The sequence below is a fragment of the Micromonospora sp. NPDC047074 genome (genome assembly GCF_040643815.1).
Lineage (GTDB): Bacteria > Actinomycetota > Actinomycetes > Mycobacteriales > Micromonosporaceae > Micromonospora.
In genome coordinates this window covers 116,884-137,762 of the sequence record NZ_JBEYVB010000010.1, presented here as the reverse complement: position 1 = coordinate 137,762, position 20,879 = coordinate 116,884, and the positions used below count along the sequence as shown (strand labels likewise).

General features: G+C 73.7%; 20 protein-coding genes and 1 pseudogene. 9 read left to right on the top strand and 12 right to left on the bottom strand.

Annotation, left to right across the window (positions count from 1 at the left end):
- The first annotated feature begins 102 nt into the window (after positions 1 to 102).
- The gene (locus ABZ809_RS15990; RefSeq protein ID WP_357563245.1) at positions 103 to 819 is read left to right on the top strand and encodes a maleylpyruvate isomerase family mycothiol-dependent enzyme; all 717 of its coding nucleotides are present in this window, start codon (positions 103 to 105) and stop codon (positions 817 to 819) included.
- Positions 820 to 827: 8 nt separating this feature from the next.
- Positions 828 to 1,481, top strand: a complete 654-nt coding sequence (locus ABZ809_RS15985; protein ID WP_357563244.1) for an MBL fold metallo-hydrolase — start codon at positions 828 to 830, stop codon at positions 1,479 to 1,481.
- A 76-nt stretch (positions 1,482 to 1,557) separates the two neighbouring features.
- On the opposite strand, the gene ABZ809_RS15980 is transcribed toward ABZ809_RS15985, so the two are convergent.
- The gene (locus ABZ809_RS15980; RefSeq protein WP_357563243.1) at positions 1,558 to 2,169 is read right to left on the bottom strand and encodes a VTT domain-containing protein; all 612 of its coding nucleotides are present in this window, start codon (positions 2,167 to 2,169) and stop codon (positions 1,558 to 1,560) included.
- A 98-nt stretch (positions 2,170 to 2,267) separates the two neighbouring features.
- Positions 2,268 to 2,963: a 50S ribosomal protein L11 methyltransferase gene (locus tag ABZ809_RS15975; RefSeq protein ID WP_357563242.1), complete on the bottom strand. Its 696-nt coding sequence runs from the start codon at positions 2,961 to 2,963 to the stop codon at positions 2,268 to 2,270.
- A 174-nt stretch (positions 2,964 to 3,137) separates the two neighbouring features.
- Here ABZ809_RS15975 and ABZ809_RS15970 point away from each other — a divergent pair, with 174 nt between their 5' ends.
- Positions 3,138 to 3,341, top strand: a complete 204-nt coding sequence (locus ABZ809_RS15970; RefSeq protein ID WP_088983014.1) for a cold-shock protein — start codon at positions 3,138 to 3,140, stop codon at positions 3,339 to 3,341.
- Positions 3,342 to 3,471: 130 nt separating this feature from the next.
- On the opposite strand, the gene ABZ809_RS15965 is transcribed toward ABZ809_RS15970, so the two are convergent.
- The 3 genes from ABZ809_RS15965 to ABZ809_RS15955 form a co-directional block, all read right to left on the bottom strand.
- A complete protein-coding gene (locus ABZ809_RS15965) occupies positions 3,472 to 4,344 on the bottom strand; it encodes a hypothetical protein (protein ID WP_357563241.1) in 873 nt (290 codons plus the stop codon).
- A gap of 157 nt (positions 4,345 to 4,501) precedes the next feature.
- Positions 4,502 to 6,193: a CocE/NonD family hydrolase gene (locus ABZ809_RS15960; RefSeq protein ID WP_357563240.1), complete on the bottom strand. Its 1,692-nt coding sequence runs from the start codon at positions 6,191 to 6,193 to the stop codon at positions 4,502 to 4,504.
- 4 nt (positions 6,194 to 6,197) lie between these two features.
- Complete coding sequence (locus tag ABZ809_RS15955) at positions 6,198 to 6,713, bottom strand: MarR family transcriptional regulator (protein ID WP_357563239.1); 516 nt, start codon at positions 6,711 to 6,713, stop codon at positions 6,198 to 6,200.
- Positions 6,714 to 6,872: 159 nt separating this feature from the next.
- Here ABZ809_RS15955 and ABZ809_RS15950 point away from each other — a divergent pair, with 159 nt between their 5' ends.
- Positions 6,873 to 9,008, top strand: a complete 2,136-nt coding sequence (locus tag ABZ809_RS15950; RefSeq protein WP_357563238.1) for an MMPL family transporter — start codon at positions 6,873 to 6,875, stop codon at positions 9,006 to 9,008.
- Positions 9,009 to 9,057: 49 nt separating this feature from the next.
- Here ABZ809_RS15950 and ABZ809_RS15945 read toward each other — a convergent pair whose 3' ends face one another.
- On the bottom strand, positions 9,058 to 10,455 hold the full coding sequence (locus tag ABZ809_RS15945; RefSeq protein WP_357563237.1) for a DedA family protein: 1,398 nt from the start codon (positions 10,453 to 10,455) through the stop codon (positions 9,058 to 9,060).
- A 135-nt stretch (positions 10,456 to 10,590) separates the two neighbouring features.
- On the opposite strand from ABZ809_RS15945, the gene typA reads away from it, so the two are divergent.
- Positions 10,591 to 12,459, top strand: coding sequence for a translational GTPase TypA (gene typA / locus ABZ809_RS15940; protein WP_357563236.1), 1,869 nt, complete (start codon positions 10,591 to 10,593; stop codon positions 12,457 to 12,459).
- A 92-nt stretch (positions 12,460 to 12,551) separates the two neighbouring features.
- Here the strand turns inward: typA and ABZ809_RS15935 are convergent, their stop codons facing one another.
- Entirely contained in the window at positions 12,552 to 13,217 is a 666-nt protein-coding gene (locus ABZ809_RS15935) for a methyltransferase domain-containing protein (protein ID WP_357563235.1), read from the bottom strand.
- A 65-nt stretch (positions 13,218 to 13,282) separates the two neighbouring features.
- Between ABZ809_RS15935 and ABZ809_RS15930 the strand changes: the two genes are divergently transcribed.
- Entirely contained in the window at positions 13,283 to 14,140 is an 858-nt protein-coding gene (locus ABZ809_RS15930) for a serine hydrolase (protein ID WP_357563234.1), read from the top strand.
- A gap of 5 nt (positions 14,141 to 14,145) precedes the next feature.
- Here the strand turns inward: ABZ809_RS15930 and ABZ809_RS15925 are convergent, their stop codons facing one another.
- Positions 14,146 to 14,943 carry a tyrosine-protein phosphatase gene (locus tag ABZ809_RS15925; RefSeq protein WP_357563233.1) on the bottom strand — a complete coding sequence of 266 codons (798 nt, stop codon included), beginning with the start codon at positions 14,941 to 14,943 and terminating at the stop codon, positions 14,146 to 14,148.
- Positions 14,944 to 15,059: 116 nt separating this feature from the next.
- Here ABZ809_RS15925 and ABZ809_RS15920 point away from each other — a divergent pair, with 116 nt between their 5' ends.
- A complete protein-coding gene (locus ABZ809_RS15920) occupies positions 15,060 to 16,157 on the top strand; it encodes a dipeptide epimerase (RefSeq protein ID WP_357563232.1) in 1,098 nt (365 codons plus the stop codon).
- Between the two features lie 3 nt (positions 16,158 to 16,160).
- Positions 16,161 to 17,159 (top strand): NlpC/P60 family protein, encoded by a 999-nt coding sequence (locus tag ABZ809_RS15915; protein ID WP_357563231.1) that lies wholly within the window; start codon positions 16,161 to 16,163, stop codon positions 17,157 to 17,159.
- Between the two features lie 61 nt (positions 17,160 to 17,220).
- On the opposite strand, the gene ABZ809_RS15910 is transcribed toward ABZ809_RS15915, so the two are convergent.
- The 4 genes and pseudogenes from ABZ809_RS15910 to ABZ809_RS15895 form a co-directional block, all read right to left on the bottom strand.
- Entirely contained in the window at positions 17,221 to 18,222 is a 1,002-nt protein-coding gene (locus ABZ809_RS15910; RefSeq protein WP_357563230.1) for a TerC family protein, read from the bottom strand.
- Positions 18,223 to 18,611: 389 nt separating this feature from the next.
- Positions 18,612 to 19,727, bottom strand: a complete 1,116-nt coding sequence (locus ABZ809_RS15905; RefSeq protein ID WP_357563314.1) for an AAA family ATPase — start codon at positions 19,725 to 19,727, stop codon at positions 18,612 to 18,614.
- Complete coding sequence (locus ABZ809_RS15900; RefSeq protein ID WP_357563313.1) at positions 19,724 to 20,047, bottom strand: nicotinamide mononucleotide transporter family protein; 324 nt, start codon at positions 20,045 to 20,047, stop codon at positions 19,724 to 19,726. The genes ABZ809_RS15905 and ABZ809_RS15900 overlap by 4 nt, the downstream gene beginning before the upstream one ends.
- Positions 20,048 to 20,141: 94 nt before the next feature.
- Positions 20,142 to 20,378 (bottom strand): annotated as a pseudogene (locus ABZ809_RS15895) (nicotinamide mononucleotide transporter family protein); the annotation flags it as partial.
- A gap of 101 nt (positions 20,379 to 20,479) precedes the next feature.
- Between ABZ809_RS15895 and ABZ809_RS15890 the strand changes: the two are divergent.
- Positions 20,480 to 20,773 (top strand): antibiotic biosynthesis monooxygenase, encoded by a 294-nt coding sequence (locus ABZ809_RS15890; RefSeq protein WP_357563229.1) that lies wholly within the window; start codon positions 20,480 to 20,482, stop codon positions 20,771 to 20,773.
- The last annotated feature ends 106 nt before the right edge of the window (positions 20,774 to 20,879 follow it).

The following is a 20,879-nucleotide window of genomic DNA, read 5'->3' as shown; positions in this document are numbered from 1 at the left end:
TCTGCCCGGTGCCGCGTTCGACGCCGACGGTAGGACGCGGCACGCCCCGCCGAAAGCGATTTCCCCGGCGACGCGGGCCCGAGCGGCGGATAGGGTCGGTGGGTGACCACGGATCCGCTGCTGCTGACGGGCGAGGTGGACGCGGCCGCAGGCCGCCTGCTGCGGACCGCCGGCACCTTCGACGGCGCGGGCCTGGCCGCCGCGTCGCTGCTGCCCGGCTGGAGCCGGGGCCACGTCCTGGCCCACCTGGCCCGCAACGCCGACGGCTTCGTCAACCTGCTCACCGCGGCCCGCACCGGTGAGCCGATCCCGATGTACGCCTCCGCGACGGCCCGGGACGCCGACATCGAGGCCGGCGCTCCCCGCCCACCCGCCACCCAGCTGGACGACCTGCGCCGCTCCGCCGACCGGTTCGCCGAGGCGGTCGCCGCGATGCCGGTCGAGGCATGGGCGGCCACGGTCCAGACGCGGCGCGGCCCCTGGCCGGCGGCCATGCTGGTCTGGGGCCGGCTGCGCGAGATCGAGGTGCACCACGTGGATCTCGACGCCGGCTACCGGCCGGCCGACTGGCCCGAGGCGTTCGGCCAGCGGCTGCTGCACGAGGTGGCCGGCGGGCTCGCCGACCGGACGGACGTGCCGCCGATGGTGCTGCGCTTCGACGGCAGCCGGCACGAGCTGGTCGTCGGCGACCGGGCCGACGCGCCGACGATCACCGGCGCCGCCTGCGAACTCGCCGCGTGGCTGATCGGCCGCAGCCCCGGCACCGTGCTGACCGTCACCCCCGACGGTCCTCTGCCGCGACCACCGGAATGGATTTAGGCAACCTCATGACCTACAGCGGAGACGTCACGCCCGGCGGCGCGCCGGCCGTACGCGAGCTCGACCGGCTCACCATCACGAAGGTGTCGGTGGGCCCGATGGACAACAACGCCTACCTGCTGCGGTGCCGGGCCACCGGCGAGCAGGTGCTGATCGACGCCGCCAACGAGGCACCCCGGCTGCTCGACCTGGTGGGCGACGCCGGGCTGGCCACCGTGGTCACCACCCACCAGCACATGGACCACTGGGTGGCGCTGGAGGAGGTGGTCGCCAAGACGGGCGCCCGCCCGCTGGTGCACGCCGACGACGCGGCCGGGCTGCCGATCGGGGCCGAGACGCTCACCGACGGCGACAGCGTGCCGGTCGGCGACTGCGCGCTGGAGGTCATCCACATCAAGGGGCACACCCCCGGCTCGATCGCCCTGCTCTACCGCGACCCGGCGGGCACGCCGCACCTGTTCACGGGCGACAGCCTCTTCCCGGGCGGGGTCGGCAACACCGACAAGGACGCGGAGCGGTTCGCGTCACTCATCGACGACGTCGAGCACAAGCTCTTCGACAGGCTGCCCGACGAGACCTGGTTCTACCCGGGTCACGGCAAGGACAGCACCCTCGGCGCGGAACGCCCCGCGTTGCCCCAGTGGCGCGCCCGCGGCTGGTGACGTCAGCGGGGCCGGGCGCGGATCACGCCCGGCCCCGCTCCCCCGTCGACCGCGTCCACCCCCCGGCCGGCGCGGGTCAGGCCCCGGTGACCGCGCGCAGCCGGCGTCGGGTGCCCATCAGCACCGCACCCGCCAGCACGAGGCCGACCGCCATGGTGACCAGCATCGGGCTGGACTCCCCCGGCAGCAGCCCGGTCAGCGACCGCGACACCGTGGCCAGCACCAGGTAGAGGCTGGCCCAGGCCGTCGCGCCGAGCGTCGCGCAGCCGAGGAAGCGCGGGTACGACATCCGCAGCCCGCCCGCCGCCAGCGGCAGCAACGCGTTGAACACCGGCAGGAACGGCGCGACCAGCACCATCCGGCCGCCCCCGCGCCGGAGGATCGCCTCCGCCGCCGCCCAGCGCTCCTCGCCGACCCAGTCGCCGAACCGGCTGCGCCGCAGCCGGTCACCGTACCGCCGACCGGCGAGGAAGCTCAGTGACCAGCCGGCGAGGCAGCCGGTCACCACGACGGCGAAGGTGGCGGCCCCGGTGCCCGGACCGCCGACCCCCATCGCGGCCAGGATCGCCACGTCGCCGGGGACCAGCACCCCGAGCAACGGTACGGCGTCGAAGAGCATCACCACCCCGAGCACCCCCATGAGCAGGGTGGTGGGCAACTCCCCGACCTGGGCCAGCCAATCCGCCATGCCCCGTACGCTAGGGCCGCCCGGCCACCCCGGGCATCGGGTCCGTTCCCCCACCACCCCCTGGGATCTTGCTAGGGGTGCACCCTGAGACCTCGGGGTCACCGGGGACGCAGCACCTGCACCCGGCGCACGGACGAGTCGACGGAGGGCTCGGTGGTCGGCACGGGGTAGCTCGTCACCGCGGCCAGCACGTCGCGCGGCAGGTGTCCCCGCCCGGGATCGCCGACCAGCACGTCGGCACCCGTCGCGGCGGCCCGCCGCAGGAAGGGCAGCACCCGCGCCGCCAGTTCCCTGTCGTAGAACACGTCCCCGGCCACCAGCAGGTCCACCCCGTCGGGATCGGAGTCGAGCAGGTCGTGGTCGGTGGCCGCGACCGTCACCCGGTTGGCGCGGGCGTTGACGGTGACCGCCGCGGCCGCGTACGGGTCGATGTCGTTGGCCACCACCCGGTCGGCGCCGGCGAGCGCGGCGGCGATCGCCACCACGCCGGACCCGGCGGCGAGGTCGAGCACCCGGCGGCCGGCCGCGAGTTCGGGGTGGTCCAGCAGGTGGCGGGCGAGCGCCTGGCCACCGGCCCAGACCGAGGCCCAGTAGGGCGGGGGCAGGGCGTGCCCGGCGTGCGCCTCCATCCGGGCCCACCAGACTATGGCGTCCTCGGCCAGGTGCAGCCGGACCTCCGGGACGAACGGGATCGACACCAGCCGGAGCCGGTCCAGCCCGCCGCCCGGAGCGTCGATTTCCCGCTCCAGCTCGGTCAGCGCGACGGCTGCGGTACCCCCCACCGGCGCAAGCATGCCCCAGCGCACCGGTCACCGCACCGCTTTCGCACACCGTGCCCGTGATTTTCAACTCGCCGCCTGCGGCACTTCAGGCAGCAGATCGGGGTCCGGCCGGTTACTGTCGGGGTGGTATCGGGCGATCTTTCGGTCGAGGACCGAGGTCACCTGCTTTGGAACAGGGAGAGATGCATGGCAACCGGCACGGTTAAGTGGTTCAACTCGGAAAAGGGCTTCGGCTTCATCGAGCAGGACGGCGGAGGGCCGGACGTCTTCGTCCACTACTCGGCCATCGCGACGAGCGGTTACCGGGAGCTGAACGAGGGCCAGAAGGTCGAGTTCGAGGTGACCCAGGGGCAGAAGGGTCCGCAGGCGGACAACGTCCGTCCTCTGTAGATCCGTGCCGGTGGCGGCGGCCGGTCGACGGCCGCCGCCGCAGCGCGTTTCAGAGCGGCTCCGGCGCGACGGGCCGGTCCCGTCGCCGCCGTAGCGGCCCGAACTGCTGTTGCCGGACTGTCGGTCGCCGTCAGGCGGCCAGTCGGCGGGCCAGTTCGTCGGCGACCTGCTTCGCCTGATCGGCGGGCAGCGCCGCGGCGATGCGCTGGGCCAGGGTGGCCGGGTCCAGGCCAGCGATCACCCCGGCGATGATGGCGGCCTCGTCGACCTGGTCGACGCCGGTCTGCGCGGCGGTCACCCGGCTGAGCGCGAGTGTCTCGTTCAACACCTTGAGCGTGGACATGCCGGTGGGGATACCGCCGCCGACGTACTGCCACGGCATCGCCCGCAGCAGCGGCACGACGCCCGGATCGGCCAGTGCGGCCTTGAAGTGCCCGAGGAACTCTCCACGGTCCATGTCGTCGTCTCCCTCGATGAGTCCGATGCCGGTCAGGTAGCGGCGGAACAGCGGGGTCTGGTCGCGTTTCGCCTTGATCGAGTCGCGGAAGAAGCTGATGTGGGTGTGCCACAGGTGCGACTTGTCGCCGCTGGTCCGTTTGCGCAGCCGGTCCCACCGCCGGACCACCTTGCCGTCCGGGGAGTAGATGATCTCCCGGATGTCGCGACTGTCCGAGGTGCCGGCGACGCACTGCGCCACGCACCAGGTGGAGAAGCTGCGCAGGTCGTGCGTACGGCCGCCGCTGCGGACCTCGAACTGACCGACGTCGAGCGCGGCCGCGTCGAGGGTCAGGCCGGTCGAGTCCCGGGAGGACTCGACGACCGAGTAGTCCCGGGGCAGCACCCGGTCGGAGCCGCAGTGGTAGCCGCCCCGGTGGGCCGGGTCGCCGACGATGCCGACCTCGGCGGATTCGAGGTCCTGACCACGGGACCTGTCGGGGTCGATGTCGAGGTGGTCGAGCAGCAGCCGGCGCACGGCCAGCAGATTTGCCGGTGCCCGCGTCATGGGATTCCCCCTTGCGGATGGTCGGGGGCCGGGCACGACCGTGACACCGCGTAGGCGGTGTGAGAGCCTCACGTGCGGGCCCGACCGAGTGGTGCACAGCGTCGGGCGTTACCCCAACGATAACCCCGTCGATGAATAAATGCCCAGTTCAGAGGGGTTATTTTCGGCTGTGAGGCAGCTGTATGGGCTGCGGCACGATCGGCAGGACCACTGCGGACGGAGACTGCGGGTCATGCAGGACCTCCCGCCACCCAGCACGCAGGGTGACGGCGGTGCCGAGAGGTTCCCCGGTGCCGGGGTTGCGCGCGTAGCGCGGGTGGGCACCCCCGGAGACCTGCACCCGCAGGCGGTGGCCGGGAGCGAACCGGTGCGCCGTGGGCCAGAGTTCCACCGGTACGCGCACCACGCCCGCCGCGTCGGCGGCGAACCGGTCGGGCGTGACCCGGACCAGCCCGTCGCAGACGTTCCAGGACCGGCCCCGCCGGTCCACGTCGCACAGTCGCACGAAGACGTCCAGGTGGGACAGTTCGCTGCGCAGGTGGATCTCGGCGCGTACCGGGCCGATCACCTCGACGGGCGCGTCGAGCGGGGCGCCGGTGAAGGTGAGCACGTCGGGCCGGGCCTCGATCGGGCGGTTGTCCACGGGCCCGGCCCGCTGGGCGACGAGCAGCGGGCCGCCGAGCGAGGGCGTCGGGTCGGCCGGGTCGTAGTGGAAACGCTCGGGCGCCGACGGGACCGGCGCCGCGGTGCTCAGTCCACCTGCCGGGTGCAGGTGCCAGGGTGTCGGCACCGCCGGCGGCGGCCAGTCCGGCAGGTCCCGCCAGCCGCCACCGGCGCCGCCGACGTGCACGCGTACCGGGGCCGACTCCCGCCGCCCGGCGCGGACCGGTCCCGGGGGACGCCGCCCGGCCAGGTGCTCTTCGAGGTGGTCCAGGCCGTCGCGCAGGGCGGCGACGAAGAGACCGGGGCTGCCGTGGGTCCACGGGCCGACGGTCAGCCGGGGGTGGGCGCCGGCCGCGCGGAGCGCCGCGAAGTCACGCAACTGGGCCGGCAGGAAGATGTCGTGCCAGCCGCTGACCATCGCCAGCGGCGCGCGGACCTCGGCGATCCGGTCGCCGAAGACGCGGGGGCGCCAGTAGTCGGCGTCCGGGGTGTGGTGGCGCAGCCACTCCTGGAAGAACGGGACGGTGACGCCGGTGGCGACCCGGTCGGCCTCGACCAGCGGCAGGTGCGCCAGCGCCGCGACCAGCCGGGGCTGCCCGCGCTTGAGCTCCCACTGCCGGGCCAGCCACGGCACGGTCTGCGCCTGGAGCAGCTCGGCCCAGGTGAGCACCGTGTCCAGGGCGAAGGACTCCCCGGCGTACGTCGAGTCGCGGGTGCCCGAGGCGGTCGCGACCGCGACCATCGCCCGCAGCCCCTCCCCCGCGTCGGCCGCGAGGGCCCACTGCACGAAGCCCTGATAGCTGGCGCCGAACATGCCGAACGCGCCGGACCACCAGGGTTGGCGGCGCAGCCAGTCGAGGGTGTCCAGGCCGTCCTCGCGCTCGTGCAGCAGCGGGGCGAACGTGCCGCCCGAGCCGAACGTGCCGCGGCAGGACTGGATCACCACGTGGAAGCCGCGTTCGGCGGCGATCCGGCCGAGCAGCCGCATCGGCCCGCCCCGCCCGTACGGGGTGCGGATCAGCACGGTGGGCGCGCCGGGCAGGTCCGGGGCGTAGTGGTCGGTACGCAGGCAGACGCCGTCGCGGACCCGCACCGGGACACCCCGGGTGAGGGTGACCCGGCGGGTGCGTGGGGGTGGCAACCGCAGCGCGACGGTGGCGAGGCGGGCCGCCAGCCGATCCAGCACGACGTCAGCCGTTCGCGCGTCGGGCCGGCTCGTCGCGGGCGGCGCGGACCGCGTCGCGGTGCTCCCCCATCGAGGTGGTCATCGCGACCATGAAGCGGTGCACCACCGCCAGCTCGTCGTCGCTGAAGCCGGCCATCACCTCGTCGGTGCGGCGGCCGAGGGGGCGGAAGAAGTCCTTGGCGAGCAGGGCGCCCCGCTCGGCGTAGTGCAGGAAGACCTTGCGCCGGTCGGCGGTGTCGCGGTCGCGGCGGATGTGCCCGGCGCGCTCCAGCCGGTCGATCAGGGCGGTCACCGAGCCCGACGACAGGTTGAGCTGCTCACCGAGGCGGCCGGGGGTGATCGGCTGGCCGAACAGCTCGGCGTCCATCACCGCGATCAGCGCCTGCAGGTCGGTGGCGTTGAGCCCGTGCAGGCCGGCGAAGGCGTGCCCGATGTGCTGCGCGTCGACCGAGTATCGGCGCAGCTCGGCCGAGATCTCGGCGATCAGCCGCGCGCGGGGCGTGTCGCGCCGTCGGTACATGCCGTGGCCTGTCAACTCGGTCGCTTCCTCCCGCCGTCCCTCGGTTTGCAGCATAACTCACCAGCCGATAATCTCGTTTATCAAGATACTTGGCCTTCGGCATTTTGCATCGGTCGTGAGGCTGAGTGCGTCGAGGGAAACCCGTCGAGAGGGCATCCGATGTCAGTGTTCACCCGCGTGGCGCGCGGACGGCTCGCCGCGTGGCTCACCGTGGTCGCCGCGATCGTCTTCGGCGCGGTCGTCTTCGGGCTGCCCAAGCCCGACAACCCGGCACCCGTGTCGTCCACCGGCCTGTCCGTCGAGTGGCAGTCGACCCAGGTGGAGCGGCTCCAGGACCAACTGCCCTCGCGTGATGTCCAGCCCGCCATCGTCGTCGTCAGCCGCACCGACGGCGGCCCGCTCACCGAAGCCGACCGCGCGACTCTCACCGGCCGGTCCGGCGACCTCGGCCAGTTCGCCGTCGGTGGCCGGATCAGCCCGCCGCAGGTCTCCCCGGACGGCACCGTCGCGCTCCTCGCCGTGCCGCTGTCCACCGCCGGGGGGCAGGAGGAGGTAGCGAACCGGATCGACCAGCTCCGCACCTCCCTGGACGACGTGCCCGAGGCGCTCACCGTGGAGGTGACCGGCGGGCCCGCGTTCGCCACCGACCTCACGAAGGTCTTCGACGGCGCCGACACCACGTTGCTCGCCGTCACCGCCGCCGTCGTGGCGCTGCTGCTGCTCGTCACCTACCGCAGCCCGTTCCTCTGGATCGTGCCGCTCGCCGTCGTCGCGGCGACGGAGCAACTCACCCTGCGCGCCCTCGACACGGTCGTCCCCGCGTTCGGCCTCAACCTGCCCGGCGGCGCCGTCACCGGCATCGCCAGCGTCCTCGTCTTCGGCGCCGCCACCGACTACGCGCTGCTGCTCATCGCCCGCTACCGCGAGGAACTGCGCCGCGAGGAGGACCGCTTCGTGGCGATGCGGGCCGCGGTGCGACGGACCGCCGAACCGATCATCGCCAGCGGCTCCACCGTCGTCCTGGGCGTGCTCACCCTGCTGCTGTCCGAGCAGGAACTCAACCGCTCCCTCGCCGTGGCCTGCGCGACGGGCGTCGTGCTCGCCATGCTCTCGGCGCTGTTCGTCCTCCCGGCGGCACTGGTGATCTTCGGCCGCGGCCTGTTCTGGCCGTTCGTGCCCCGCGTCGGCGGCGAGGTACGCGAGGGCCGGCTGTGGGGCCGCCTCGGCGCCGCCGTGGAGCGTCGCCCCGTGCCCGTCGCGTTGCTCGCGACGCTGCTGCTCGCCGGGCTCAGCCTCGGTGGCCTCGGCATAAACACCGGCCTGTCGGAGACCGAGCAGTTCCGGGTCAAGCCGGAGGCGGTCGCCGGTGCGGAGACCCTCGCCCGGTCCTTCCCCGCCGGCACGACCCAGCCGGTCGCCGTGCTCACCACCCCCTCGGCGGCGCAGGCCGTCACGGCCGCCGCCGCGGCCGTGCCCGGCGTCGCCTCCGCGCGGCCCGGCGAGGCGGGCGCACAGGTCGCCCAGGTCGACGTCGTGCTGGAGGCCGAGCCGGGCACCACGGCCGCGAACCGGGCCGTCGAGGCACTGCGGGACGCGGTCGTGGCGGTTCCCGGATCCGCCCCGCCCGCCGTCGAGGGCGCACCCGCGTTCGACGGAGCGGTGGTCGGCGGCGCCGTCGCCGCCACCTACGACGAGAACGAGGCCAACGGCAAGGACCTGCGGCTGATCATGCCGATCATCCTGCTGCTCGTCGGCGGGGTCCTGGTGCTGCTCCTGCGCGGCCTGGTCGCCCCGGTGCTGCTGGTGCTCACCGTGATCGCGTCGTACTTCGCCAGCATCGGCGCGTCGTGGCTGCTCTTCGAGCACGTGCTCGGCATGCCGGCGCTCGACAGCGGCGTGCTCCTGCTCGCCTTCGTGTTCCTGGTGGCGCTCGGCGTGGACTACAACATCTTCCTCGTCACCCGGGCCCGCGAGGACGCCCGGCGGACCGGCACCCGCAACGGCATGCTCTCGGCCCTGCGGGTCACCGGCGGCGTCATCACGAGCGCCGGCATCCTGCTCGCCGCGGTCTTCGCCGTCCTCGGCGTCCTGCCGCTGATCCTGCTCACCCAGATCGGGATCATCGTCTGCATCGGCGTCCTGCTGGACACCCTGCTCGTCCGGACGGTCCTCGTGCCGGCGCTGGCGTTCACGCTCGGCGACCGCTTCTGGTGGCCGGGCCGGATCGCGCGCCGGGCCGCCGGGGACGGCGACAGCGCGGCGAGGCGCCAGGAAGCGGTGCCCGCCAAGGAGTGACCACCTGACGGGGACGGGGCCGTGCCGGCGTCGGCACGGCCCCTTGCCGTCAGGCGTCGGCGCGGACCGCCACCGGTTCGGGTGCCGCCGCGTCGCCGCCGACCGCCCGGTCGCGGGTGGCCCAGGCGACCATGAACAACGCCGTCCAGGCCACCCCGAGCAGCACCGCCGTGGCGCTGCCGCTGGCGGTGCTCAGCCCCAGGTAGAGGCGGGCGCCGACGATGCCCACCACCCCCGCCGCCGTGGCCGTCCAGGCGGCCACCGCCACCGGCCAGCGCGCCCCTCGGGACAGCAGCCAGGCCAGGGTGCAGAGGCTGGCCGCCACGACGGCGTTCTGCGTCGGGAACGGGGCGCCTTCCCCGCCGGCCGGGCCGCCGGCCGGCGGCCCGGCCAGGTCGACCACCACGGCGAGCACCACGAGCGGCACGAACGCCCCGACCGTGCCGACCACGCTGAGCAGGTCCGCCCGCCAGGGCCGGTGCCGCCAGGCCAGCACCGCGGCCACGAGCGCCACCAACGCGATCAGGGACGATCCGCGCAGCGCCGAGACCACCGCGAGCGTGACGTCGACCGCCCCGGGCGTACGCCGGTCGGCGAACCAGCCGGCGATCGCGCCGTCGAGCACCGCCAGCCCGCTGTGCCGGACCACCGCACCGAGCACCCAGGCGATGGCCAGCCCGGCCACGAAGAGCAGCAGCAGGCCGGCGACCAGGTTGATCAGCAGCGTCCACGCCGGCCCGACGTGCATGGAGAGCAGGAAGAACAGCACCCCGTACCGGCCGCTGAGCCAGCGCACCGGCCGCAGCCCCGCGGCCCGGGACGCCAGCGACCGGGCCGGATCCGGGTTGCGGCCCAGCCACCGCCCCGCCAGCACCACCGCCACCAGCGCGGCCACCAGCACCAGCACCGCGCCGGTGGCCCGCCCGAGCAGCCGGGACACCGTCTCGTACGACTCACCGGCCAGGTAGCCGACGAGCACCGAGCCGCCCACCCAGGTCACCACCCCGGCCAGGTTCCACGGCGCGAACCGCCGGTACGGCATCCCGGCCGCCCCGGCCAGCCGCGGCACCAGGGTGCGGGCGAAGGCCACCCAGCGGGCGGTGAACACCCCGCGCCCGCCCAGCCGGGCGAGCATCGCGTCCGCCCTGCTCCACCGCTGGTGTCCCACCCGGGCACCCAGCCGGCCGGCACGCAGCCGAGGCCCGTACCGCCGGCCCGCCCGGAACGCGAGTGTGTCGCCGATCACGGCTGCAACGATCATCACCAGCAGCGCCGGTACGAGCCGCAGCGTCCCCGCGTACGCTAGGAAGCCGACCAGCAGCAGGGTCGCCTCTCCCGGCACCAGCAGACCGAAGATCACAGCGGTCTCCCCCGCGACGACAATCGCGGCGATCACATAGATCAGCAGGGACGGCAGGCCCTGCAGCGAAGTCAGCAGGTCATGCATCGGGCCCCGAATCTCACGGGCTCAGCATGCCAGGCGTGGAAACGGTCGGGACATCAGTTTCGGCAGAGATCCGGGCTATCCGGGGGGATACCCCCGACGCGTGCCCCGGCAACCGCAGACAGGAGTATGGAGGGTATGCAGCTTCGCACCGACCTCCGCAACGTCGCCATCATCGCCCACGTCGACCACGGCAAGACGACCCTGGTCGACGCCATGTTGCGGCAGGCCGGCGCCTACGGCGCCCGCGGCGAGGTAACCGAGCGGGTCATGGACTCGATGGACCTCGAACGGGAAAAGGGCATCACCATCCTGGCCAAGAACACCGGCGTGCGGTACGTGCCGGCCGATGGCGCCGACCCGGTGACCATCAACATCATCGACACGCCCGGCCACGCCGACTTCGGCGGCGAGGTGGAACGCGGCCTGACCATGGTCGACGGGGTGGTGCTGCTGGTCGACGCCAGCGAGGGCCCGCTGCCGCAGACCCGGTTCGTGCTCCGCAAGGCGCTCAAGGCCCGCATGCCGATCATCCTGGTGATCAACAAGGTGGACCGCCCCGACGCCCGGATCAAGGAGGTCGTGGACGACACCTACGAGCTCTTCCTCGACCTGGACGCCGACGAGGAGCAGATCGACTTCCCGATCGTCTACGCCTGCGCCCGCGACGGCATCGCCTCGCTGACGCAGCCCGCCGACGGCGCGGTCCCCGACGACAGCCACAGCCTGGAGCCGCTGTTCCGCACCCTGCTCGACACGATCCCGCCGCCCGCGTACGAGCAGGACGCGCCGCTGCAGGCGCACGTCACCAACCTCGACGCCTCCCCGTTCCTCGGCCGGCTGGCGCTGTGCCGGGTGCGGCAGGGCACCATCAGCAAGGGCCAGACCGTGGCGTGGTGCCGCACCGACGGCAGCACCCAGCGGGTCCGCATCTCCGAACTGCTGATGACCGAGGGCCTGGAGCGCAAGCCGGCCGACTCGGCCGGACCGGGCGACATCATCGCGGTCGCCGGCATCCCCGAGATCATGATCGGGGAGACCCTGGCCGACGCGGAGAACCCGCAGCCGCTGCCGCTGATCACCGTCGACGAGCCCGCCATCTCGATGACCATCGGCACCAACAACTCGCCGCTCGTCGGCCGGGTCAAGGGCGCCAAGGTCACCGCCCGGATGGTCAAGGACCGGCTCGACAAGGAACTGATCGGCAACGTGTCGCTGCGGGTGCTGCCCACCGAGCGCCCCGACGCGTGGGAGGTGCAGGGCCGTGGTGAGCTGGCGCTGGCCATCCTGGTGGAGCAGATGCGCCGCGAGTCCTACGAGCTGACCGTGGGCAAGCCGCAGGTGGTCACCCGGGAGATCGACGGGAAGACCTGCGAGCCGGTCGAGCGGCTCACCATCGACGCCCCGGAGGAGTACCTCGGCGCGATCACCCAGCTGCTGGCGACCCGCAAGGGCCGGATGGAGCAACTGGTCAACCACGGCACCGGCTGGATCCGGATGGAGTGGCTGGTGCCGGCCCGCGGCCTGATCGGCTTCCGCACCGAGTTCCTCACCGACACCCGGGGCACCGGCATCCTGCACCACGTCTTCGAGTCGTACGAGCCGTGGTTCGGCGAGCTGCGCACCCGCAACAACGGTTCCCTGGTCGCCGACCGCTCCGGCGCGGTCACCGCCTTCGCGATGATCAACCTCCAGGAGCGCGGCCAGCTCTTCGTCGAGCCGGGCACCGAGGTGTACGAGGGCATGATCGTCGGCGAGAACTCCCGCTCCGACGACATGGACGTCAACATCACCAAGGAGAAGAAGCTCACCAACATGCGGGCGTCGACGTCCGACGAGACCGAGAAGCTGATCCCGCCGCGCAAGCTGTCGCTGGAGCAGGCCCTCGAGTTCTGCCGCGAGGACGAGTGCGTCGAGGTGACCCCGGCCGCGGTGCGCATCCGCAAGGTGGTGCTCGACCAGACGGCACGCGGCCGGGCCGCCGCCCGCCGCAAGCACGCCGGCTGACGTACGACGGCAGCCTCCCCGGAGCCCGGACCGCGCCACGCGGTCCGGGCTCCGCCCGTCGGGGCGCCCCGCGACGGGCGTCGGTGAAGACCTCAGGCGGGGCGGGTGGCGAGGAAGGCGAACAGGTCGGGCACCCGGCCGGACCCCGCCTCGGCGGTGCGGACCAGCGTCAGGCCGGCATCGGTGACCGCGTTGAGCAGGCCGGCCATCGGGACGTGCCAGGCGCCGACGCGCACCCGCACCCCGTGCGGCGACCAGGCCCGGAAGCTGCGCTCCCGGTCGGCGTAGCCGCCGTCGACCACGATCCGCGCCGGATCGGACCGGTCGGCGAACGCCCCGACGAAACACGGGTGCACCCCCACGTGGACGAACCGCCCGCCGGGCGCGAGCACCCGCGCGGCCTCGGCGACCACCGCCGCGTAGTCGGGCACGTCGGTGTGAGCCAGCACGCACGCCACCGCCGGCACCGAGGCGTCGGCGACGGGCAGCGCCGCCGCGTCTGCGCGGGCCACCGGCAGGCGCGGACGGGCATGCCGCAACTGCCCGCCGGACAGGTCGACCCCGACCGGCTGCCAACCCAGCCGGCGCAGCTCCGCCGCCTGGAGGCCGGTGCCGCAGCACAGGTCGAGGCAGCGGCCGGGGCCGGGGCCCAGCAGGTCACGGAGCTGGCCGCGGACCCGGTCCATGTAGTCGCTGGACGTGTCGGTGGCGAACGCCTCGTACCAGTCGGCGTGCGCGTCGTAGGCGGCAACCGTCATCCCCGCACGGTACGGCCGATCGCCCCGCCCCGCCGCCCCGTCGACGATCCGCTACGGTCAGCCACATGACCTGGGACGCGCTCGACGCCCACCTGGACGGGGTGCCCGGCACCGTGTCGGCGTACGTGGGACGGGTCGGCGCCGCCCCCACCTGGACCCGGCGGGCCGACGCGACCCACTACGCGGCCAGCACCATGAAGGCCGCCGTGCTCGTCGCACTGCACCGCGCCGCCGAGGCCGGCGCCCTCGACCTGGACGCCCCGGTGCCGGTACGCAACGAGTTCGACTCGGCGCAGCCCGGCGCCCCCCGGTTCGCCTGCGCGCGGCACTACGACAACGACGAGGCGGTCTGGGAGCGCGTCGGCGGCAACGCGCCGCTGCGGTGGCTCGCCGAGCGGATGATCGTCCGCTCCAGCAACCTCGCCACCAACCTGGTCATCGGCCACGTCGGCCTACCGGCGGTGGCCCGGGTGTGGGCGCTCGCCGGAGCCCGGCACAGCGTGACCGGCCGGGGCATCGAGGACTTCGCGGCCCGCGACGCGGGCGTCACCAACCTCGTCACCGCCGCCGACCTGGCCGCCCTGCTCGGCGCGCTGGCCGCCGGCGCGGACGCCCCCGGCCCGCTCGCCACGCCGGCCGGCTGCGCCGCCATGCTCGACGTGCTGTTCGCGCAGGAGCACCGCGAGGACCTGGCCGCCGGGCTGCCCGAGGGCACCCGCATCGCGCACAAGAACGGCTGGGTACGCGGCGTGCGGCACGGCGCGGGGGTGGTCTTCCCCGACGACGCGCCACCGTACGCGGTCGTCGTCTGCACCACCACCGACCTCGCCGACGGCGGCGCCTCCGGCGAGGAGGACGACGACGCCTGCCGGCTCATCGCGGACGTCTCCACCGCCGCCTGGGCCGCCCGGCACGACCTGTAGAGCCGTCACTCCAGCAGGTGGGCCCGCAGCGCCACCAGGACGTCGTCGGTCACCCCGAGCCCGTCGCGCAGGTACGCCCCGAACGACCCGTGCACCCGGTGCACCTCCTCGTACGCGGCGTCCAGGTACTCCGGGCGCACCTCCAGCACCGGGCGCACCACCTCGACGTCCATTCCCGGCTGCCGGCGTCGCATCGCCTCCAGGATGACCGCCCGCAGGCTCTCGGTCAGCCGGTTGTTGGCCAGGTAGTCCGCCCGGATCGCGTCCTCCGCCACGCCGAGCGCGCTCAGCAGCAGCACCGTCAGCCAGCCGGTGCGGTCCTTCCCCGCCGAGCAGTGGTAGACCAGCGGCAGGTTCTCCGCCTCCGCCGCCAGCCGCACCGCCGCGCCGAAACTCTCCCGCGCCGACTCCCCCGTGACGAACCACCGGTAGATCGCCGCCATCGCCCCCGGCGTGCCCTGCTCCGCCAAAGCCGCGTACGCGCCCAGGTCGTGACCGAGCAGCACCGCCGAGACGTACGTGAAGACGGGGTGTTCGGCGTCGTGCACCGGCAGGTGCACGACCCGCGGCTCGCCGGACAACCGGTCCGGCGGAGCGACCACCATCTCCGAGTGGTCCCGCAGGTCGACCACGCACGCCGGGCCGAGCTTGGCCAGCACCGGCAGGTCCTCGTCGGTCAGCCGCCCCAACGCCGGGGTACGGATCAGCACCCCCGGACGCACCCGCCGGCCGTCGAAACCGACCAGCCCGCCCAGGTCCCGCGCGTTCGGCGCCCCCACCAACTCCCAACTACGCTCGCTCATGCCGGCACTCCGCTCCGCTCCGCGCCGCCATCAGGCCCGCGTTGGATGATTCGCTCGCTACGCTCGCTCATGCCGGCCTCCCCTTCGCCTGCCCGTGTCCGTATAGGGTGCCGCACATGACGATCGCCGCGGTACGCACCCACCGGCTCTCCGCCCCCTTACACACCCCGTTCGTCACCGCGCTGCGCCGCACCACCACCGTGGAGACCCTGGTGGTGGAGGTGGTGGACGCCGACGGCCGGTCCGGCTACGGCGAGGCGCCCCAGGTGTGGCAGGTGACCGGGGCCTCGGTCGCCGGCTCCGAGGCGTGCGTCCGCGAGCTGATCGGCCCGGCGCTCACCGGTCGCGACGCCGACGACCTGGTGGCCCGCTGCACCGAGGTGCAACGCGTCGTCGTCGGCAACGAGGCGGCCAAGGCGGCCGTCGACGTCGCGCTGCACGACCTGGCGGCCCGGCGGCTCGGCGTACCGCTGGTGCGGCTGCTCGGGGGCACCGCCCTGCGGGTGCCGACGGACGTCACGCTCGCGGCCGGCGACGCCGTGGACCTGGCGGCGGCGGCCCGGCAGCGGCGGTCGGAGGGCTTCGGCGTGCTCAAGCTGAAGGTGGGCACGGACGCCGCCGGCGACCTGGACCGGGTCCGCGCCGTGCGGGCCGCCGTGGGCGACGGGGTACGCATCCGGCTCGACGCCAACCAGGGCTGGACCCCGCGCGAGGCGGTCCGGGTGATCCGTGGCGTCGAGGACGCCGGGCTGGACGTGGAACTCGTCGAGCAGCCCGTCCCCCGCTGGGACCTGGACGGGCTGGCCTGGGTCAGCGACCGGGTGGACGTGCCGATCCTCGCCGACGAGGCGGTCTTCGGCACCCGCGACCTGGTCGAGGTCATCCGCCGCCGGGCCGCGGACATGGTCAACGTCAAGCTCGCCAAGTGTGGCGGCCTGCACCCCGCCCGGACCCTGCTGGAGCTGGCCGCCGCACACGGGCTCGGCACCGTCGTCGGGTCGATGATGGAGAGCGAGGTGGGCATCGGCGCCGCCGCGAGCCTCGTCGCCGCCTACGGCACCACGGCCGTGGCCGACCTGGACGCCGCCTGGTGGCTGGCCTGGTCACCGGTGCGCGGCGGCCTCCGGTACGACGGCCCGACCGTCGTGCTGCCGGACGCGCCGGGCCTGGGCATCACGTCGGTGACTGAAGCAAAGATGCAGACTGATGGTTGATGCGTGACGGAAATTTTCATATGGTCGGAGGGGACATTTCGGCGCGAGCTGGGGGTGGACGTGGAGCTGCAACCGGGCCGGGAGGCCGTGGTCAGGGTCGCCGTCGCGACCCTCTGGAGCTGCCCCGAGGCCGTACGCCCCGTCGACGGCCCCGCCCTCGCCTCGCCCACCGACATCGGGGCGTGGATCTCCGGAATGGACACCGATCAGCAGGTCGGCGACTGCGTGCTGAGCCAGCTGCTGCTCGGTGAGCGGGTGCTCGTCACCGAGCTGCGCCCGGACGGCTGGGCGCACGTGGTCGCGGTCGAGCAGCCGGCCCCCCGACTGCACCCGGGCGGCTACCCCGGCTGGCTGCCCGTCGACCAGCTCGCCCCGGTGGGCGACGGCGACGGCGCCCCGCGGGTCGACGCCCCCCACGCCGACCCGCTGGTCGTCGATGCCACCGTCACCACCCTGCGCGCCACCCCGGGCGGCGCCGAGGTGCTCCCCGGGGTCATCCTGGGCACCCGGCTGTCCCCCGCCGGGCCGGTCGTCGACGGCTGGCGCCCGGTACGCGCGCCGGGCCACACCGACCCGCTCTGGCTGCCCGGCGACGACGCGGTACCGGTGCCCACGACACCCCCGACGGCCGAGGAGGTGCTGGCCGTCGCCCAGCGACTGGTCGACATCGTCTACATCTGGGGCGGGGTGTCGGCGTACGGCATCGACTGCTCCGGCCTGGTCCATCTGGCCTGGCGGCGGCTCGGCGTGCTGCTGCCGCGCGACGCCAGCGACCAGGCGACGGCCACCACGCCGGTGCCGCTGGGCGCGGAACGCCCCGGCGACCTCTACTTCTTCGCCCGCCCCGGGCGCCGGATCCACCACATCGGCATCGTCACCGCCGACCCGCGCCCCGGCGACGATCGCCGGATGCTGCACGCCTGTTACGTGCAACGCCGGGTGCTGGAGGAGCGGCTGCCCGACGAGCGCACCGCGACCCTGGTCGGCGCGCACCGGGTCTGACCCGGATCCGACACGAGGGGCGCTCCCGGCCGGGAGCGCCCCTCGTCGCGTCGCGTACGCCTCAGTGACCGACCCCGGTCAGCACCGCGCGCCGGTCGCGCGAGGACTTGATCAGGCTGGCCACGGTCGCCACGGCGAGGGTGCCGAGAATGATCGTCAGCGAGAGCCAGATCGGGATGTGCGGGGCCCAGGAGACGTGCTCGCCGCCGTTGATGAACGGCAGCTTGTTGTCCGCCAGGGCCTCCAGCACCAGCTTGACGCCGATGAAGCCGAGCACCACGGCCAGGCCGTAGCTGAGGTAGATGAGCCGGTTCAGCAGGCCGCCGAGCAGGAAGTAGAGCTGCCGCAGCCCCATCAGCGCGAAGACGTTGGCGGTGAAGACCAGGTACGGCTCCTGGGTGATGCCGAAGATCGCCGGGATCGAGTCGAGCGCGAAGATCAGGTCGGTGGTGCCGATGGCGATCATGACGATCAGCATCGGCGTGAAGATCCGCTTGCCCTTCTCCGTGTGGGTGGTCATCCTGGCGCCGTCGTAGTCCCGGGAGATCGGCAGCGCCTTGCGGCTCCACCGGATCAGCAGGTTCTCGGAGAACTCGTCCTCGTCCGGCTCACCCTGCCGGGCCAGGTTGATCGCGGTGTAGATCAGGAACGCGCCGAAGATGTAGAACACGAACGAGAACTGGGAGATCAGCGCCGCGCCGGCCGCGATGAAACCGCCGCGCATGATCAACGCCAGCACGATGCCGATCAGCAGCACCTTCTGCTGGTACTGCCGCGGCACCCCGAAGCGCGCCATGATGATCACGAAGACGAACAGGTTGTCGACCGAGAGGCTGTACTCGGTCAACCATCCGGTGTAGAACTGCCCGGCCGCGCTGGCCCCCGAGGCCAGCCAGACACCGGCACCGAAGAGCAGGGCCAGGGCGACGTAGAAGCCGACCCAGAGGCTCGACTCACGCACGCTGGGCTCGTGTGGCCGCCGACCGATGATCAGCAGATCCACGAGCAGGATCCCGGTCAGGACGACGAGCGTCCCCGCCCAGACCAGTCCGGACACGTCCAAGGTTCATTCCTCCGGCAGACACGCAACGACGGGCACACCGTACGCCCTTCACGGGCGCGGTGTGCCGGCGGCGCTGACTCTGGTGACTGTCGGAGGTCTCTTCCGTCGCCGTCCCCCGAGGGAGGGGCGGCGACCGACGGAGCCGGGTCGCGCTGCCAGGTTCGGCGGTCGACCGTGCTGACGACTCCGTCGCGGGGGAATACTCCCCTCCTCGTCCGACATTCTCGCCCACCGCCGCCAGTCGTCGCATCCCGGCGGTGAGTGTCCTTTCCCACGCCGCATCGATGACGGCCGGTGCCGGGTGGCGGCTGCTGTCGGCCACCCAACCCCGTAGGGCTTCCTAGGAGGCTAGTGTGACGGGGTGGCATCCCCGTTCCGGAACACCGGCGCTACCGGTCCGCGGCCACCAGCGGATCGGCGAGCGGCCAGCCAGCCGCGAGCAACGCGTCGCAGGCGGCCACGGCCCGGGCCAGCCGCCGCCGGTGCGGGCCGGTGAGTTCCACCACCGGCACCCCGCAGCTCGCCAGCTCCGCCCGGAACCGCCCGGTCATCCACGCCCGAAGGTGCTCGCCGTCGCGCAGCCCGTCGTCGTCGAACGGCACCCCGACGTGGTCGGTCAGCAGGTACAGCGCCGGCCGCCGGGCCGCCCCGCGTACCCGCGCCGAGGTCGACCCGAGGTACCGCTCCTCCCAGACCGCGGTGGCCCGGGCATCCGTGTCGCAGAACAGCAGCGGGCCGCACGACCTCGCTGCGGCGTCCTCCGCCGCCTGCTGGTCCCGGACCACCTCGGCGAAGTCGTCGCGGTCCCAGACCACGTCGAAGACCGTGGCCGCCGGATCCCGCTCGCGCAGCCGGGCCAGCTTCCGCGCGGTCAGCTCCCGGCCGTACTCGGGGACCCAGCGGGTGCCGTAGTGCGCGGCGAGGGCAGCGGCCATCGTCGTGGTGCCGGTCGACTCCGCGCCGACGACCACCACCCGCCGGACGAACCACGCCCGCACGGGCGGGCTCAGCCGGTCCCAGTTGCCCGCCGGGTCCGCCCGCACCGCCGTTCCCGACACCGGCACGCCGCGCCGCCCCGGATCCACGCAGACCGAGACGGCGTCGAACCGCCGGGCCAGTTCCTCGCCGTACGCCTCGGAGGAGAAGACAGCGTCCACCGGCGCCCCGCCCAGCGCCTCGCGGAACACCGCGCAGTGCAGGTCCCAGACCGCCGGATCGGCGTAGTCCACCGGATGGTCGTCGTAGCGACCGACGAAGCGGACCCACGGGGTGGCCGCGTGCGCCTCGCGCAGCCAGTCCAGCCGCAGTCCGAGCGGGATCGACTCCCGCCTCGACGGCGCCACCACCACGGTGACCGCGGCGCAGCGCGCGGCGGCGGCCTCGATCAGCGCGTGGTGACCCGCGTGCGGCGGATAGAACTTGCCCACCACCATCCCGTGCCGGAACTCCGGCACCGCCGGCCCGGCGCCTCCTGCCCGGGACCCGCCGGCGGCCGCCCCGGTCATGCCGCCGCCGGGGCCGGACCGGACGGCACCGGCGTCGGGACGGCACCGCGCCGCAGATCCGCCCGCCAGTCGCGCAGCCCGAGCACGCACAGCCCGAGGAAGATCACGTAGAGCGCCGCGGTGAGGTACAGGCCCTTGTAGGCGTACAGCGGGATGTAGACCAGGTCGGCGGCGATCCACAGCCACCAGCTCTCCACCCGCTTGCGGGTCTGCCCGTACGTGGCCAGCAGGGACAGCGCGGTGGTCAGCGCGTCCGGCAGCGGCACGGTGGAGTCGGTGGCCCGGTCCAGCAGCATCCAGAGCGCCCCGGTCAGCGCCACGCCCGCCGCCGCCAGCAGCCACCACTCCCGGGTGCCCGGTCCGGCTGACCGCGAGCCGGGTACGCCGCTCGCCGCCGTAGAGCCACGCCCACCACCCGTACAGGCCCAGGCCGACGTAGACCACCTGGAGGCCGGCGTCGGCGTACAGGCCGGCGGTCCAGAACAGCAGCATCAGCAGCAGCACGTTGGCGATGCCGACCGGCCAGTTGGCGATCCGCTGCCGGGCCACCAGCCAGACGTTGAGCACGCCGGTGGCGAAGCCGAGCAGCTCGGCCCAGGTGGTGCCGGTGCCCGCCACCGTGAACGCCGTGCCGGTGAGCCAGTCGATCATTGCGCCCCTCCCCTGTCGCGCGCCCACCCTAGATCCGTCCGGCCGGCGGGAACAGACCCCCGCCGGGTCCGAGCCTGGCGACGGCGTGAAAGGCTCCCGGCATGGTGCTTGAGGTCGCGCTCATCGACGTACTGCCGGGACACGAGGACGAGTTCGCCGCCGCGTACGCCAAGGGGCATCCGGTGCTCGCCGGGACGCCCGGCTGCCGGTCGGTGCGGATGACCCGGGGCGTCGAGTCCCCGAGCCGCTTCGTGCTGCTGGTCGAGTGGGACTCGGTCGAGGCGCACAACGACAACTTCCGCGCCACCGAGCGCTTCGCGCAGTGGCGGGCGCTGATCGGCCCGCACTTCGCCAACCCGCCGCTGGTCGAGCACTTCATCGACGTCCCGGCCTGAACTGTCGTACCCCTGCCCTAGGCTACGCCCGCACGCGAGGGCGACCGGTCCCGACGGGCTCGGGGGCGCCGGGCCCGGTCGCCGCGCGGCGCTGCCCGCTGCCCGC